Source organism: Paenibacillus polysaccharolyticus (assembly GCF_023714295.1).
Taxonomy (GTDB): Bacteria; Bacillota; Bacilli; order Paenibacillales; family Paenibacillaceae; genus Paenibacillus; species Paenibacillus polysaccharolyticus_A.
Genome location: NZ_JAMAUN010000007.1, coordinates 60,501 through 76,902, shown reverse-complemented (window position 1 = coordinate 76,902; position 16,402 = coordinate 60,501). Strand labels below are relative to the sequence as shown.

Below are 16,402 nucleotides of genomic sequence, written 5' to 3'. Positions count from 1 at the left end.
GAGAAAAAACGAAAAGCTTTAGGCGCGGTTAACCGTTTATTCAGCTTCTTTTAAGCCAGCGAGCCTATCATACAACTATGAACTTCGCTATAGAAAGCAGGGATAAGCGATGACGAGACGTAAACGGAACCAATGGCGGAAATGGCAAGCTTCGGCTGCGGCTACATTAACGGTGGCTGCACTCTTTCAATATGTAAGAACTTCGGATGCTTTTGATGCGGCTTATGCGGCGGCGAATGGGACAGACACCGGAATAACAGCTTCCACACGTGTGGATTCACGTGACGATGTGATGGATGAATGGTCTCCAGAAGGTACGGATCAGTACAATTGGGATACAGACGGATACTCGGTTGGATCAGATCATGATCAGGCCAATTCGTTCCGCTCGGGCTCTGAAACCAATCGTGGCAATTATCGGTCACGCACAGGTGCATCATGAGCCGCATAGAGCAGGCTGTACGTCCCCTCCGGTTTTATTTTCACGCGATGAACACGAAGGTGGAAGTGCAGTTGTCGGCAGATAGAGAACAGGCGGAACACGCTGCCTCGCTCGTCAAAAACTGGTTTGAAACACAGGAGCAGCGCTTCAGTCGTTTTGTGGCTGACAGTGAATTAAATCGTCTGAATGAGAGTCACGGATGGATCTCTGTCTCGGCTGCGATGGATGAGGTGCTCAGCTTAGCATATGGTTATATCGGGCAAACGGAGGGTATCTTCCAGCCCAACATCATGAAAGCTCTTCGTTCATCGGGATACGATGCAAGCTTTGAAAAGATACAGCAACGAACATCCCAGCGGCCTTTGCTGGAGCGACTATTACCTACAACAAAATCGGAAACCCATGGCATGAGGGAAGATCCGTATGACTACAGTCGTCCAAGCTGGATACAGCGGGAAGGGAGCCGAATGGTGCATCTTGACCCGGGAACGGAGCTGGATCTTGGCGGTATTGTAAAGGGCTGGGCCGTAGAACGTATCGCGGACTGGCTGCAGAAGACAATGAACATTGCTGCGGGAATGATTAATGCAGGCGGTGACATTCAGGTATGGGGTACAACAAACCATCCTCATTGGACGCTGGAGGTAAACAGTCCGTTTCCACAGATTCAAGATGTGTCGGGAGCGGTACGGCTACAACGAGGGGCTGTGGCCACATCAGGGATTACACGTAGACATTGGCAAGATGACAAGGGTTGTACAGCACATCATCTTATTGATCCCCGGACGATGAGACCGGCAGACACAGACATTTTACAATGTACAGTGGTTGGTCAGCATGCTTCGCAGTGCGAAATTATTGCCAAAACCGTATCGATCTTGGGGAGCGCAGAGGCAGTGAACTGGCTTAATCGACATTATGACCGACATGATGTTCTTTGGATCACTCGAGAGGCAAACGTTTATTTTAGAGGAAATCCATCAACACTTGCTGAGCGCTGGCCTGGATTCGACCCGGATCATCGTTTTAGCTTGATCGAATAGGAACGGGACAAGTCTGATAGATTTGGGGGAACCGGTTATGGCACAGTGGATTGTAGATTACCTGCCAACGTGGAATATCATTCGTATTAGTGGAATTGCTGCATATATATTGCTTTTTGCTGGTGTGTTTCTGGGCATTGCTCAAGGGATGCCGATCGCGAAGGGGAAACCAAAAGCTGTCATGTTTAAGTGGCATACACGAACAACCTGGCTTGCCTTTGGACTTGGCATCACACATGCACTTATGTTGGTTATTGATCATTACAGCCCGTTTACCTGGAGAGAGCTGTTGATTCCTTTTACAGCGTCAGTGCACCCGATTGGCACTGGACTGGGGACGTTAGCTTTCTACGGCCTGCTGATCGTGCTGTTGTCCAGTGATCTACGAAACAAGCTGGGGCGCAAATGGTGGTTTATGTTCCACATGTTGTCTTATCCGGTTTTCGCCGGGTTGTTGATTCATGGCATGGTAACGGGAAGTGATTCGGGTCATGTGATCATGCGCCTGATGTATGTATTTACCGGAGTCAGCATTATTGGTATCACGGTATTGCGTGGTCTGATGCGAGAGCGAAAAGGACCGGAGATCACGATCGGACCCAAACGGACCGAATCAGAATCGATGAAGGATCGAAAATGGGCAGAAACCTACGGATTGGCTGTGCCTTTGGGGCAAGAACAACTCAAATAGCTGTTGCATCATGAAAAAGTTACCTTGAAGCAGTTACCTAGCATATTACTCGCCATGGTGCGCAATAAACTCAATCTATAAGCTATGCCATAAGAAATAGAAAAGCGGCCCGCACAGGCCGCTTTTTTCGACTTGTTTTCCTTCGACTACCCATCTAAAACTAAATCTTGTCGTCGCTGACTGGCTTTTCTCCCAGTGCCTCTTCCATCTCCGATTGTTTGCGATGCGCAATCCGGCTACTCGCGGCCGAAGCGATTGCGCCGACTATATCATCCAGAAACGTATGCACTGGCCCTAGGCTTTTATCGTTGAGGCGTTCCAGTACTCCAGGCTTCAGCTTGTCCACATAACCGTAATTGGTGAATCCGATACTTCCGTATACATTTACAATCGAGAAGGCCAGAATTTCATCCACACCATACAGTCCTTCATCGTTCTCAATCATCTCTTGCAAAGGAGAGATTAGTTGTCCCTGTTCTGCCATCAGATCAAGTTGGATACCCGTCAGGACAGCATTCTGAACCTCACGTTTTTTCAAAACCATCTCTACGTTATCAATGCATTCTTCCATCGTCAGTCCAGGATAGTACTTTTTCTGAAGCAGCATGACCAGTTCTGCGATTTCAGGGATCTTGACGCCCCTTTTGTGTAACCAATCCCTTGTGGCTTCTGCAACTTTGCGGCTATTCAGACTGTAAGGGATTTTTTCCTGCTCCGGATGTTCCATGGGCGAATCCTCCTCTGGTGTAAATATAAATTGAACGAAGAGGTTTACACGGGAACACTTCGATGACAGAAGGATCTTGAGAGTATCGGTTATCCCCAGTTTTTTCTGTCCTCTCCGTTAACGTGTAAAAAACCATTCAACTTATATATCAATGATTGTATACATCTAACTTACATACGTTATTAACCGTTTTGCGTTGCTTTTATGTTGGTATTGCAAGAAGATTGCCAGATTGAGCAAGAGCTTGTGCAAAAAGTAGTTATTTTTTGAACGAAGGCTCGTATACATGGTAGTACAAACTGTAAAAATGATGAGGGGGAACGTGATCATGAGAAAAATCCCATCTTTACGTAAGACATCGGTAGCGGCATTACTTGGCATTCCTGTGGTATTAACGGGTTGTGGAATGTTCGGTGCCCAATCTCCAGAAGCGATTGATCCGCCGCCACGTATTCAGGAAGCCGCTATGATTCAAGCCGCCGAAGGCAATGGAAAGCTTGCAACACTTCCGCTCACGACCGTGTATTTGCAAGACCAGCAGGGGCTACTCGCCCCAGTCTCGTTAACCCTTCCGTCTGGAACCGATGTAAGCAGCCCGAAAGCAGCTTTGGATACGTTAGTTACAGGCGGGGCATATGCTGGAATGTTACCTGAAGGCTTCAAGGGGGTATTGCCACAGGGAACGGTAGTGCAGAATGTAACCATCCATGCAGACGACAAGCTGGCTGTTGTCGAGTTCTCGGGTAACTTTGCCAAATATGAAGCCAAAGATGAGCGTAAAATGCTGGAAGCCGTGACATGGACGCTGACAGGTACGCCTGAGATAAAAAATGTACAGATTTGGGTGGATGGCAAAAAGCTGAGCCAAATGCCTGTCAACAGTACACCGCTGCCGGAGCCACTGAATCGTGCAGTAGGCATTAATCTGGATTTAGGCGAGTCCTTCACAACGAACAGCAGTCCGGTGACGGTTTATTTTTCAGCCGCTTCTCCTGCCGGTGTGCAGTATTATGTTCCGGTTACACGGCTTGTAGCTCCAGGTGGAGACCGCGTTCAGGCTGCTTTAAACGAGTTAATCAAGGGGCCGGCGAAGGACGGAGAATTGGAAGAAGTGATGACAGGTGGAACGGAATTGCAGTCTGTCAAGACGTCTGAGGATGGCACGGTAACGGTTGCGCTGAAGGATGATATGTTCACAGAAGGGGATATTGTACCTAGTGAGTTACTACAGTCCGTTGTCCTGACAACCGCGGAGAATACAGCCAGCCAAGATGCCAAGGTGCAGATTGAATGGAATGGACAGAAAACGGTCAAAGGTGATGACAACCGGGATTACAGTGCGCCAGTGTCCAAGCCAGAATACATCAATGAAATCCCGATTTAACAGATAAGAGAGCCCCGAGGGTGCTTTTAACTGAACTCTTTGGTAAAATATAAAGGATTGTTGCAAAAGAGAACAAGTTCAACATTACAGGATGCTTAAGTCGTAGGAGGCAGAAAATATGAGATCTAACGGACGAACTAGCGAACAGCTGCGCCCGATGAATTTAACAATTAACACGAATAAATACGCCGAGGGCTCTGTATTGATTGAAGTCGGTGATACAAAGGTAATCTGTACGGCGACGGTGGAGGAACGTGTTCCACCTTTTATGAAAGGACAAGGCAAAGGCTGGGTTACAGCGGAATACTCCATGCTTCCACGTGCCACTCATACCCGGAATCAGCGTGAAGCAAATCGCGGCAAACTGACAGGACGCACGATGGAGATTCAACGTCTGATCGGCCGGGCTCTTCGTTCCGTAGTGAATTTACAGGCACTTGGGGAGCGTACCATTACGCTGGACTGTGATGTCATTCAGGCAGATGGAGGCACACGCACAACGTCCATTACCGGTTCATTTGTTGCGCTGGCGCTCGCTGTGAACAAAATTGCTCAGCAGCACAAACTGCAGGTGTTCCCGATCACGGATTTCCTTGCTTCCGTGAGTGTAGGTGTTGTCGGAGATAAGCCGGTACTGGATCTGAATTATGATGAGGATTCCAAAGCCAAAGTGGACATGAATCTGGTGATGACGGGCAGCGGTAAATACGTGGAGCTTCAGGGAACAGGTGAGGAAGCACCCTTTGACCGCCGTGAATTGAACGCGATGCTGGAACTTGGCGAACAGGGAATTTTGGAAATGATCGAGCGGCAAAAAGAAGCTCTTGGACCGATTGCGCTGAAGATTGGTTCACGTGGATTGGGTGAGGCTTAAGATGAGTCTGGACAGCCCGGTTATCATTGTTGCCACCCGCAATGCAGGAAAAGTGCGTGAATTCGCGCATGCTTTTGCTCCGCTGGGCAAAGAGGTCAAAAGCATGTTTGACTATCCGGAGCTGCCGGATGTCGTGGAAGATGGTGTTACCTTTGCCGAGAATGCGTGGAAAAAAGCAAAGACCGTCGGTGATGCGCTCGGGCTTCCTGTTCTGGCAGACGATTCAGGACTTTGTGTAGATTTGCTGAACGGAGAACCGGGTGTTTATTCCGCAAGATATGCTGGTGAAGGTGCAACCGACGCCCAGAACAATGCCAAGCTACTGGATGCTCTTGCTGCGCTAAAGTCAGGTGAGGATTCCCAGCAACCGCTGTTAAGTCCTGCTCAATTTGTGTGCGCACTGGTGCTTTACGATCCAGCAAGTGGAGATAAGTATGAAGCTGAAGGTTCGGCTGATGGCTGGATTACAGCTGATGCTGCAGGTGAGGGTGGCTTCGGATATGATCCCCTCTTCTATGTGCCGGAGTATGAGAAAACGATGGCAGAACTTACGTTGGAACAAAAACAAGCGATCAGTCATCGGGGTCATGCACTGCGAGCACTGGTTTCCCGCTTGCAAGCATAAAAAAACGAGGTAGGCTACATGCTTCGCTAGTGTGCTGAATCGATTGACTTTCTTGATTGTATGAAGCAAGTGGAGCATTGAATTCATCAAGGCGTTAATGGAAACAACTTTTATTCCTATGGGATAGAATAAGGTTGTTACCCTGTTAACGTCTTTTTGATATGCGTTGTTAAGCTAATCAAGTGTGGTCCTTCCATGTACCTAGATATCATGACTGATTAAGGATTATAGATATGGGGAACGTGTGTTCTTTTTCCTATACCGAACAGGAGGTGGTTTGCACGATTGGGAATGGCATTGGGACTGGGGTTGGAAGAAGTTGCAAGTCATGCCGGGTATGGGTTAACATTCAGATTAGTGAAAGATGATACACCTTATACGGGAGGGATTCGGCATGCAAGAAGTGAAGCTGGTTGTAAATTACGATGACTATGAAGAAGGTATTCGAATGGAGACACTTCTTCAAGATTTGGCAGCAAAACCGGAAGCGGCTACGCTGGAAAGTCTGATCATTGGAGATTGGGGACAAGCTTATGAAAATTCTCCGCAGGAATTCAAAGATACGTTAATTCAGCTTGCACCAAGTTTTCCGGCTCTAAAACAATTGTTTATCGGAGATATGGAGTCCGAAGAGTGCGAAGTTTCCTGGATTGTTCAGACGAATCTTGCGCCAATTCTGCAAGCTTTTCCGAATTTGACCTCGTTTGTCATCAAAGGCAGTAGCGGACTTGAACTTGAGCCTCTTCAGCACGGCAAGCTGGAAGAGTTAGTGATTATCTGTGGTGGTCTTCCGAAAAAAGTGTTACATTCCATTGCCTCTGCTGAACTTCCCGAATTGCGCAAGCTCGAACTGTATTTGGGTGTGGAAGACTACGGATTTGACGGTTCATTAGAGGACGTACTGCCATTGCTTGAAAAAGGACGTTTCCCTAAACTGGAGTACCTTGGTTTGAAGGACAGCGAAATACAGGATGAGATTGCCAAGGCTACTGCAGATGCATCGATCTTGGAACAGATTCAGATACTTGATTTCTCCGAAGGCACATTATCCGATGAAGGTGCAGAGGCACTGCTTGCCAGCGATAAAATTAAACAGTTGAAATATCTGGACTTAAGCTACCACTTCATGACGGATGAAGTCATGGAGCGCTTTAATCAATTGGGCATATCCGTGGATGTCAGTGACCAACAGGAAAGTGATGAGGATGACTGGCGTTTCCCGATGCTGACAGAATAAATGATGTTGCATGAAAAGGAACTGTTATTAATTAGCAATCCAGATAATCGACGAACGGCAGGGATACAAGAAGCCAGAAGACAAATGGGGATGAAACCTGCGACGGTGTTGTCTTATGAGAATCTTCTTCGAACCTGGAGACGAGGGGGCGGTCTTGCCGAACTTGTGGAATTCATCTCACCTAGTCCGCTGATTCGACTGGATGCTCCCGGGGAAGATTGGGAGGTAGAACGCGGGCTGTTACATCTCGGGGCAACAGACTACGATGTATCGGACAGCAAAGTGCTGAGCGATCAAGTGCCGAGCTTTAAGGGATTGAAAGCCTGCGTAGAAACTGATCTGCCGTCCTCCTTGCAAAAGTTGAAACGGGAATCTTTCTCTGCCGAAGCAACGCTTACATTAGAGCAACAATGGGGCAGAATTTATGCGCCTGCCCAATGGTTCAGAGGCTGGAAGGTTTGTCTTGACCGAATTGCCCGAGAAGCGCGTGAAGTATGGCCTGATGTGCAATTCTGGAATGATCCTGATGAGATTGGCATGATGTTTGATAAAAGAGAATGCCAGCTTCACCTCATGCGTCATGGAATTACGGTACCACCGATATTACCTTCTTCCGAGCCAATTCAGTGCTGGGAACAGTTGCGAGCAGCGATGGATGCATCACGGATGCATCGCGCTTTTGTTAAGCTAGCCTGTGGCTCGGCTGCTTCTGGTGTGGTTGCGTATCAGGTGAATCCGCGAACAGGTGCAGAGATTGCTGTGACAACCGTAGGTATGGAGACCAGCCAGGGTCAAACGCTCTTTTACAATGAAGGTAAACTGCAAAAGTATACACATTCTGAAGAAATTCGTACACTGCTCGACTGGCTTTGTGCTGAAGGAGCTCAGATAGAACGGTGGATGCCCAAAGCAACACTGAATCAACGCGCTTATGACATTCGTCAACTTGTAGCGGCGGGGCAGGCTGGTCATGCGGTCATGCGTCTTAGCCGTACACCAATCACCAATCTTCATTTACGGAATGAGCGGATGCTGCCAGCAGAAGCTGGTCTGAACGAGTCGCATCTGGCCATGATTCAGAAGGCGGCTCTGGATACGATGCTGGCTTTTCCCAATTCATGGTCGGCAGGCATTGATGTGATGCTTACCAGTGGCATGGAACCACGAGCGTACGTGCTGGACGTGAACCCGTTCGGAGACTTGTTATACCGAGTCAGACATCAAGAGTTGACCCCGTATGAATGGGAGATGGAGCTTTTGCGAAAGGAGCCTGTTAGACATGCCTGATATGAACACCATTGTAGGCTCCCATGATATATTGATGATTACACTGGATACGCTACGATATGATGTTGCCAAGCTGGAAGAACAGCATTGCCCCAATCTGTGTGGCTCCGGTTCGTGGGAGAAACGGCATACCCCGGGGAGCTTTACGTATGCTGCTCACCATGCTTTTTTTGGCGGTTTTATGCCCACACCTGCCAATACAGACAAAGCATCGCATGTGAGGTTGTTCCATTCTCGAAATACCGGACTTCAAACCCATCCTCATACTTGGTTGTTCGATACTCCGGATATCGTGTCCGGATTTGCCGCTGAAGGGTACCGAACGATCTGTATCGGTGGCGTTATATTTTTTACGAAAAAGAATCCTCTCGCCAAAGTGCTGCCTGGTTATTTTCAGCAAAGTTATTGGCGCATGAATTTTGGGGTTACCAATCCAAGGTCAACAGAGAATCAAGTCAACCATGCCTTAAAGTTACTTGATCAGACTGGGCCAGACGAGAAGCTTTTTCTTTTCATGAACGTTTCTGCCATTCACGGCCCCAACCGATACTTCGTTGAGGGAGCCCGAGAAGACTCGGTAGAGACGCAGCGAGCCGCATTGCGATATGTGGACAAGGCGTTAGGACCTTTGTTTGAAGCGATGAGAGCGCGCGAACGGCCAACGTTCTGCCTTGCTTTTTCTGACCATGGTACCGCCTATGGTGAGGATGGGTATCACGGACACCGGCTGGCGCATGATGTTGTTTGGACGGTGCCGTATCGTGAATTTATTTTATAAGGAGGGAAGCCCGATGAGTGAGTATGCAGAGCGAACTACAGCAGGTGCCACACATTCTGGCTCCGATCCAGCAGAACGTCTTCGTGATGTGCTGACATTTCCGTATCGTTCCTATCTGTACTCTTACCCGCATAAGACCGCATATCGTGAACTGAATCCGCCCATTCCGTTGCAATCGCTGTGGGAGAAGGAAGACACGGAAACCTATTTTTTATACATGCATATTCCTTTCTGTGCCGCTCGTTGCGGGTTTTGTAACCTTTTCACATTGCCGGACAAGCGGCAGGACAGCCATGAACAGTATGTGGACGCACTTGAGCGTCAAGCGAAGCAGTGGGCGCCAGTGACTTCACGTAGACCGTATTCGAGGTTTGCTATTGGTGGAGGAACTCCCACATTGTTGAATGAGACACAGCTAAGCCGTCTGTTTGACATTGCTGAACATACGATGGGACTGGATGCTTCTCAAGCTTCGATATCGGTGGAGACATCGCCTGACACCGTTACGGATGGCAAATTGAGCATCTTGAAGGAACGGCGCGTGGATCGGGTGAGTATGGGGATTCAAAGTTTTATTGAAGCAGAGGCTTCCGCCATCTATCGTCCGCAAAAACCACAAGAGGTAGAACGCGCTCTGGAGAAGCTGGTCCGTCATGATTTTCCGCTGTTGAATCTGGATCTGATCTATGGTTTACCGGGACAAACGGAGGAGACATGGATGTATTCCCTTGAACGTGTCCTGGCTTATAATCCGGGGGAAGTATTTATTTATCCTTTATATACACGGGAAAATACGATCGTAAAGCCAGAGGATATTCAGCGTCAAGGACCGGATATAAGAATGCAACTTTACAAAGTTGCACGTGAACTTTTAAAAAGCAAAGGGTACACCCAATATTCGATGCGCAGATTTGCCAAGGAGCAGTCTTCTGCCAAAGCACTTTTACCGTACAGTTGTCAGGAAGAAGGCATGGTCGGTCTGGGATGTGGTGCCCGTTCCTATACGAGCGAGGTTCATTATGCATCTAAATACGGTGTGACCTATAAGGCAACACAAAGCATTATTGCTGATTATGTAGGCACCGAGCGTTATGATGTGGCTGATTATGGCATTGTGTTAAGCCGTGATGAGCAGAAACGCCGATTCATATTAAAAGCGCTGCTGCATCGGGAAGGACTCATGTTGTCCGCGTACCAGGAGAGGTTCGGAACAGATGCGATGTTTGACTACCCTTGGCTGAACGAATTGTTGGTCGAAGAGATGGCATGCTTCGATGTCGAAGAAATTGAGCAAGTACTGCGTTTGACAGAGAATGGACTTGGATATTCCGATGCCATTGGAGACTGGCTTATTTCTGCGGATATTCGGGAACAGATGGAAGGATTTGTTTTCTCATGAGAGCGACACTGTATTACCGGGGGAAGTTATCCTCTTGTAACTATGACTGTCCTTATTGTCCGTTCAGCAAAACAGTGGATTCCAAAGAAACGTTAAATGTGGATGAACAGCAGCTACGCCAATTTGTAAATTGGGTTAGAGAACAGGAGGCTCATGGGCATCGTTTTTCGATATTCTTTAACCCCTACGGAGAAGCGTTGGTGCGACGCTGGTATCGGGAAGCGATGGTTGAATTGTCACATATGAATCATGTGGATAAGGTGGCAATTCAGACCAACCTTTCTGTGAAACTGGATTGGGCAAGTGAGTTACATGTAGACAAAGCAGCCTTCTGGGCGACGTATCACCCTCGTGAGACCAAAGAGACTTCATTTGTGAAGCAATGTATGACATTACGTCAGATGGGTCTGTCTTTCAGCGTCGGCACGGTTGGACTACGTAGTGCATTTCCGGCTATAGAATCCATGAGGAATGCCTTACCTGGCGATGTATATATGTGGATCAATGCGTTCAAAGATCGGCCGAACTATTACACTCCCGACGAAATAAAGTATCTCAAGAACATCGACCCGTTGTTTGAAGGAAATTTGCAGGACTATGACAGCTTGGACAAACGCTGTGCCGCAGGCTCGGATATATTTTATGTTCAAGGCTCGGGACATGTGAAAAGGTGTTACAAAGATCGCCGGATTATTGGGCACCTCTATCGTGACGGCTTACAGGCTTTGGCTAAAGACCGGCCTTGTGGTATGAAAAAATGCGGTTGTTACATCGGTTATATTCATATGCAGGATTTCCCGTTTAGAGAAACATTTGGCACAGGACTGCTAGAGAGGAATCCGACCTTCATTCATCTATAAACTCATCTTTCAGGAAGTACTTGTTTCAAACCGTAAGGTTTGTTTGCAAGTGTACTGGAAGGTGTTTTTTATTTTTTGTAATAAAGGAATGATCCCAAAATCCTTGGTAAATAGGTCTTGACTTATATTATTGAAAATTCAAAATAATTTCTGATTCAAGTTTTGGTGGTTTTGGGTTAGTATTAATTAGGAATAAAGACCTGTTTATTAGATGATATATATATTTATTATATTATCTTATATATTTTATTGGGTCTTTAGTCTTATTTTTAGGAGGTGAGTATGAAAAAATATAAATTATTTTTACATACTTGTATCGAAATTCGGGAGGAACTCAAAGTGAAAAGGATATCCATCAGTCGAAAATTGCTTGTCGGTTTTTCATCCGTTCTATTGTTGTTGATAGCGGTTACAGCTATCTCATACTTTCAATTTGTGAGTTTGGAGAAAACGTACACCGATTTAATCAATGATAGAACAAGCAAACTGCTTAAAATCAAAAATATGACGATTGACCTGAAATCACAACAAGTGGCTCTCAGGAATTACATCATGAAACCTGGTCAGGAGAATGAGGACGCATTTCAGCAAGCGTATGAAGATTACATAAAATTGAGCGAAGATTTAAAAGCGACAGTTACGAGTTCCAATATGAAGCAATATCTGGCAGACTCGAGCGAATTGATGATCAAATATTATGACATTGCCAAAAATATAATGTCTTTGACTAAGCAAGGGAATGTGGAGGAAATATCCGGGTTAATGGAGAATACCGTCCCGCCGCTTATTACTGAATTTGAAAACATTGTCGAGTCGATGGAAAATCATCAACAAAAAGCAATGGATGAAGGGATCGCCGCGGCCAATGTCCAGACAGCTACGGTTCTTCGATTGATCATTATCCTAGGTATCGTGTCTATTCTTATTGGTTTAGCAATCGCAACGATCATCGGCCGAATGATCTCCAAACCGGTGCAGGCTGTTGCACAAGCCGCTAGCCGTATTGCTGAAGGTGACTTAACAGGGGAACCATTGAAGGTTCGTAACAAAGACGAGATCGGGGAGATGGCTGAAGCATTTAATGTGATGTCCGTCAATTTGCGTTCGCTGATTCATCAGGTGAATGATGGTGCAGAACGTGTAGCAGCTTCGTCGGAAGAATTAACGGCAAGTACCGAACAGACGGCTATAGCTAATGAACAAGTAGCCACTACGATGGGTGAGATCGCAACAGGGATGGATGCCCAGGTTCGTATGGTCAGCGAAGGATTCCAGACGATGAATGAGCTGGCAACCGGTTTCCGGCAAGTGGCTGAAAATACAACTGTTGTTTCCGAGAAGGCTGCTGAAGCTTCTGCTCAGACGATATCGGGTAGTGAATCCATTCGCACAGCGGTTGGTCAGATGAATTCCATTCAGAATACAGTTTCGAGCCTTGCAGGAGTTATTGAAGAACTCAGTAAGCACTCGACAGATATTGTGAAAATGGTAGACGCGATCTCGGAAATATCTGCCCAGACGAATCTGTTATCTCTTAACGCAGCCATTGAAGCGGCGAGAGCTGGAGAGCACGGAAGAGGATTCCAGGTCGTGGCTACCGAGGTTCGAAAATTGTCAGAGCAATCTGCACAGTCTGCAGGAGAAATTGTCGGACTTGTTTCTTCCATTGAGACAGGCATGAGAAATGCTGCGCATTCGATGAGTGTGGTATCTTCTGAGGTGCAAGAGGGAATTCAATTAGTGAACCAGGCAGGATCTACTTTTGACCACATTCGAACTTCAGTTAGTGGTGTTGCGGGACAAGCGCAGGAGGTGTCTGCTTCCATTGAACAGATGAATGCTGGTGTAGAGCAGATTAATGCGTCTATGAAATCAATCATGGACGTAACGGAGAACGGCGCAGCGGGCACAGAAGAAGTAAGTGCAACAACCGAAGAACAATTGTCTGCAATGCAAGAGATTGCATCGGCTGCGAATGATCTTTCATCTATGGCGGAGATGTTACAGCAGTCTGTTGCTCGTTTTAAAGTTTCTTAATTTAAGAAAAGGTAAATATGAGAAATGCCCCTGCACCATGTTAATGGTACGGGGCATTTTTTATTGTGGTTTTGTGGATGAACGCTCTAATTATCAGGATAGCTTACAGGGAAGTGCAGTGCTTAAAGTTGTACGTGAAAGAAGGCGAATTGAATTATCGGATCGCAACGTTATATGTTTTCAGCCAGCTATTGATTTGAGTCAGATAAGCGAACAACTGGGGCCCTGACATTAATTGTCCAAACCACGGCAGATTGGATGAAGCATCTGGTGAAGAGGCAAGATTACGAATCTGTACTTTGTCGATAAGAGGCAGTATTGGTGATGTTGGATCATCCAGTATTTCAAGGACCTGCTGCTTGACTGCTGCAAGATACTGAGGATTATGTGTTTTGGGATAGGGGCTCTTTTTACGATATAACACATCGTCCGGCAGGACACCTTCAAGCGCTTTTCGTAAAATTCCTTTCTCTCTTCCGCCGGTGATTTTCATTTCCCAGGGAATGTTAAACACGTATTGGATCAGCCGATGATCGCAATAAGGAACGCGGACTTCCAGACCGGCACCCATACTCATCCGGTCTTTGCGATCCAGCAGGGTAGGCATGAAGCGGGTAATATTCAAGTAAGACATAACACGCATCTGAGCTGTTTTCCCTGTTTCCCCTTCCAGTAGCGGAACCTCTGCTACGGCATCCGAGTATCGGTCTGCAAGGTAGTCGAGCGGTCTGATCCACTCCCGAATGTCTGGGGATAACAGCCCTGCCCGCATGTCGGGTGCAACGGACCAAGGGAATGTACCTGAATTCAGCATTTCATCTCGGTGGAACCACGGGTACCCGCCGAATACCTCGTCAGCAGCTTCGCCGGAGATGGCGACAGTTGCTCCCTTTTTGATCTCTTTACAGAATAGATACAAGGATGAATCGACATCTGCCATACCCGGCAAATCTCTTACCAGCATAGCTTGAGTCAGTGCATGAACGAGTTCACCATTTTCAATCTCGATCCAGTGATGATCGGTTTTGAGCTCATCCACCATCCGCTGAATCCATGGGCCATCGGCCCCGGGCTGAAAGGAATGGGCTTGAAAGTGTTTCGCATTATCCACATAATCAACCGAATACGTACTCACTTGACCTTGCCCTGTTCGATTATAATAATCGACAGCCAAAGCTGATAAAGCACTTGAGTCAAGGCCGCCGGATAAAAGAGAACATACAGGAACATCGGAAGCTAACTGGCGTTCTAGCGTATCCTGCAACAGACGGCGTACTTCAACTGCGGTCTCTTCCAGATTATGTTCGTGTTGAACCGATTCTAACTTCCAATAGGCATAGGTCTTGATCCCATTCCGGCTGTATATCATGGCGTGAGCGGGCTTCAGTTCATGAAGTGAAGAGTACACGCCATGTCCTGGTGTTCGTGCAGGTCCTACAATAAATACTTCGGCGAGTCCTTCGGGTCCTACTGCAGCTTCCACATCTGGATGAAGGAGCAACGCTTTGGGTTCTGAACCAAATACAAGTGTATCTTTTGCATTACTGTAAAACAGAGGTTTGACGCCCAGCCGGTCACGGGCTAAGAAGACCTGTTCTCTTGCGCCGTCCCATATTGCAAAAGCAAAGATACCGTTAAACTTTTCAACACATACCGGCCCCCATTCGATATACGAAGCGAGCAGAACTTCTGTGTCACATTGCGTACGGAAATGGTGCCCACGCTGAAGCAACTCTTTTTTTAATTCGGGTGCATTGTATAGTTCTCCGTTATACACAACGGTATAGGAGGTGTCTCCTTGTAACGCATGCATGGGCTGTGCCCCGTTCTCCGGGTCCATTACGCTGAGGCGGCGATGTCCAAAAGCACAGGGGTTGGAAATCCATGTACCCGAAGCGTCGGGGCCACGGTTCGATAAGCTATTCGTCATCCGAACGAGCAACTCCGATTCCTGTGTCAAATCCCGATTCCACTGTACGAAGCCGGTTATACCGCACATGGTTTGTTCATCCTTTCTTGATCGAGTCATTCATCCGTATGCTTCCAAAAATCGGAAGCAGTTAGCGAATGTTGTCTTTTTCGTCAGAGGTCGTAACAAATATATGCCGAATGCAGGCATAAAATGTCTGTCCTCTTCGGAAACTACATGTAGGGATAACAGCTTTAAGCGCCTGTGAAGGGGAGTGCATGCAATGGACAGGACCAACTATTATGTGTCCGTCATGGGCCGCTCTGTCATACCGGATTCGTCTGTAACGTCATATGAATGGGTGATTCAGGCAACGCCGCAGGAAGCCGAACATTTACTGGGATTGCTATATCTTATGCAGGAAAAGGAAGAAGAAGCTTTTCCAGGAATGGTATTTCCTTGGCCGGACACGCCAGAACATGATGTGAATCGTGCTTATGAAACTGTTTTGCAACAGGTATATCGGGAAATTTACCGGTTGGGAACGCCAGAGACCAAGCACCAGATTGAACAAACGACATGAACAGAGTGAGCAACATGATGAAAACGAAGCAATTAATACAATTGCAAATGATCAGAACAAAAGGAGAAGATGACGATGTATGCCATTCAGGACGCTAAAATACGCAGATTAACGGAAGTGGACGGGTTATCTTGTGCAGAGGTTGAAGTACAGCCTGGCAATGCGGGAGATCCATCATTACTTGTATATGTAGCTAGTACTCAGCCCGCCAATGAACTGCAAGTGGTACGTATTGTGCGGAATCACTCGGATGGAGCCATTGACTGGTATAACAACAACATGCATACCGCCTTTGAAGATGCGACGGAAACAGCATTTGAAAATAGCGAGGGTATTACGGCAGAAGAGGATAAAGCTCAATTTCAAAGTAATTTGTTTGCTTTTGGATTGCTTGGCCCTACGCTGCAACGGTACCTGATTGGTCAGGGGTAATCAGATAGCACAATTGTACAAGTGATAAGTGTTAGGGTAGTGAAGAAATGGGATGTGAAGTAGAGGAAGTTTCGAGTAACAGAAAACAACGTAG

General features: G+C 46.9%; 16 protein-coding genes. 14 read left to right on the top strand and 2 right to left on the bottom strand.

The annotated features are described in order from the left end of the window. Positions 1-109 precede the first annotated feature (109 nt). Genes M3629_RS17320 through M3629_RS17310 form a run of 3 tightly spaced genes read left to right on the top strand, consistent with a single transcriptional unit; the run spans position 110 to position 2,176 of the window. Entirely contained in the window at positions 110-442 is a 333-nt protein-coding gene (locus M3629_RS17320) for a hypothetical protein (RefSeq protein WP_251508735.1), read from the top strand. Beyond that, on the top strand, positions 439-1,485 hold the full coding sequence (locus tag M3629_RS17315; protein WP_251508733.1) for an FAD:protein FMN transferase: 1,047 nt from the start codon (positions 439-441) through the stop codon (positions 1,483-1,485). Before M3629_RS17320 ends, M3629_RS17315 begins: the two co-directional genes overlap by 4 nt. A 37-nt stretch (positions 1,486-1,522) precedes the next feature. Continuing rightward, the gene (locus tag M3629_RS17310) at positions 1,523-2,176 is read left to right on the top strand and encodes a ferric reductase-like transmembrane domain-containing protein (RefSeq protein WP_251508731.1); all 654 of its coding nucleotides are present in this window, start codon (positions 1,523-1,525) and stop codon (positions 2,174-2,176) included. Positions 2,177-2,336: 160 nt separating this feature from the next. Here M3629_RS17310 and M3629_RS17305 read toward each other — a convergent pair whose 3' ends face one another. After that, positions 2,337-2,903: a phosphatidylglycerophosphatase A family protein gene (locus M3629_RS17305; protein ID WP_251508729.1), complete on the bottom strand. Its 567-nt coding sequence runs from the start codon at positions 2,901-2,903 to the stop codon at positions 2,337-2,339. A 328-nt stretch (positions 2,904-3,231) separates the two neighbouring features. Here M3629_RS17305 and M3629_RS17300 point away from each other — a divergent pair, with 328 nt between their 5' ends. The 9 genes from M3629_RS17300 (at position 3,232) to M3629_RS17260 (ending at position 13,384) form a co-directional block, all read left to right on the top strand. After that, positions 3,232-4,287 carry a GerMN domain-containing protein gene (locus M3629_RS17300; protein WP_251508727.1) on the top strand — a complete coding sequence of 352 codons (1,056 nt, stop codon included), beginning with the start codon at positions 3,232-3,234 and terminating at the stop codon, positions 4,285-4,287. A 118-nt stretch (positions 4,288-4,405) separates the two neighbouring features. Further along, entirely contained in the window at positions 4,406-5,161 is a 756-nt protein-coding gene (gene rph, locus M3629_RS17295) for a ribonuclease PH (protein ID WP_251508725.1), read from the top strand. Between the two features lies 1 nt (position 5,162). Further along, positions 5,163-5,786 carry an XTP/dITP diphosphatase gene (locus M3629_RS17290; protein WP_251508723.1) on the top strand — a complete coding sequence of 208 codons (624 nt, stop codon included), beginning with the start codon at positions 5,163-5,165 and terminating at the stop codon, positions 5,784-5,786. A 394-nt stretch (positions 5,787-6,180) separates the two neighbouring features. Continuing rightward, positions 6,181-7,023, top strand: coding sequence for an STM4015 family protein (locus tag M3629_RS17285; RefSeq protein ID WP_251508721.1), 843 nt, complete (start codon positions 6,181-6,183; stop codon positions 7,021-7,023). Continuing rightward, the gene (locus M3629_RS17280) at positions 7,024-8,310 is read left to right on the top strand and encodes an STM4014 family protein (RefSeq protein ID WP_285888892.1); all 1,287 of its coding nucleotides are present in this window, start codon (positions 7,024-7,026) and stop codon (positions 8,308-8,310) included. Beyond that, positions 8,303-9,088, top strand: a complete 786-nt coding sequence (locus M3629_RS17275) for an STM4013/SEN3800 family hydrolase (protein WP_251508719.1) — start codon at positions 8,303-8,305, stop codon at positions 9,086-9,088. Before M3629_RS17280 ends, M3629_RS17275 begins: the two co-directional genes overlap by 8 nt. A 13-nt stretch (positions 9,089-9,101) precedes the next feature. Next, positions 9,102-10,487 carry an STM4012 family radical SAM protein gene (locus M3629_RS17270; RefSeq protein WP_251508717.1) on the top strand — a complete coding sequence of 462 codons (1,386 nt, stop codon included), beginning with the start codon at positions 9,102-9,104 and terminating at the stop codon, positions 10,485-10,487. Further along, the gene (locus M3629_RS17265; protein WP_251508715.1) at positions 10,484-11,347 is read left to right on the top strand and encodes an STM4011 family radical SAM protein; all 864 of its coding nucleotides are present in this window, start codon (positions 10,484-10,486) and stop codon (positions 11,345-11,347) included. Before M3629_RS17270 ends, M3629_RS17265 begins: the two co-directional genes overlap by 4 nt. Before the next feature lie 282 nt (positions 11,348-11,629). After that, positions 11,630-13,384 (top strand): methyl-accepting chemotaxis protein, encoded by a 1,755-nt coding sequence (locus tag M3629_RS17260; protein WP_251508713.1) that lies wholly within the window; start codon positions 11,630-11,632, stop codon positions 13,382-13,384. Positions 13,385-13,538: 154 nt separating this feature from the next. Here M3629_RS17260 and asnB read toward each other — a convergent pair whose 3' ends face one another. Then, entirely contained in the window at positions 13,539-15,383 is a 1,845-nt protein-coding gene (gene asnB, locus M3629_RS17255) for an asparagine synthase (glutamine-hydrolyzing) (protein WP_251509259.1), read from the bottom strand. A 193-nt stretch (positions 15,384-15,576) separates the two neighbouring features. On the opposite strand from asnB, the gene M3629_RS17250 reads away from it, so the two are divergent. Next, positions 15,577-15,876 carry a hypothetical protein gene (locus M3629_RS17250; protein ID WP_090919156.1) on the top strand — a complete coding sequence of 100 codons (300 nt, stop codon included), beginning with the start codon at positions 15,577-15,579 and terminating at the stop codon, positions 15,874-15,876. Between the two features lie 75 nt (positions 15,877-15,951). After that, positions 15,952-16,308 (top strand): hypothetical protein, encoded by a 357-nt coding sequence (locus M3629_RS17245; RefSeq protein ID WP_090919153.1) that lies wholly within the window; start codon positions 15,952-15,954, stop codon positions 16,306-16,308. Positions 16,309-16,402 lie beyond the last annotated feature (94 nt).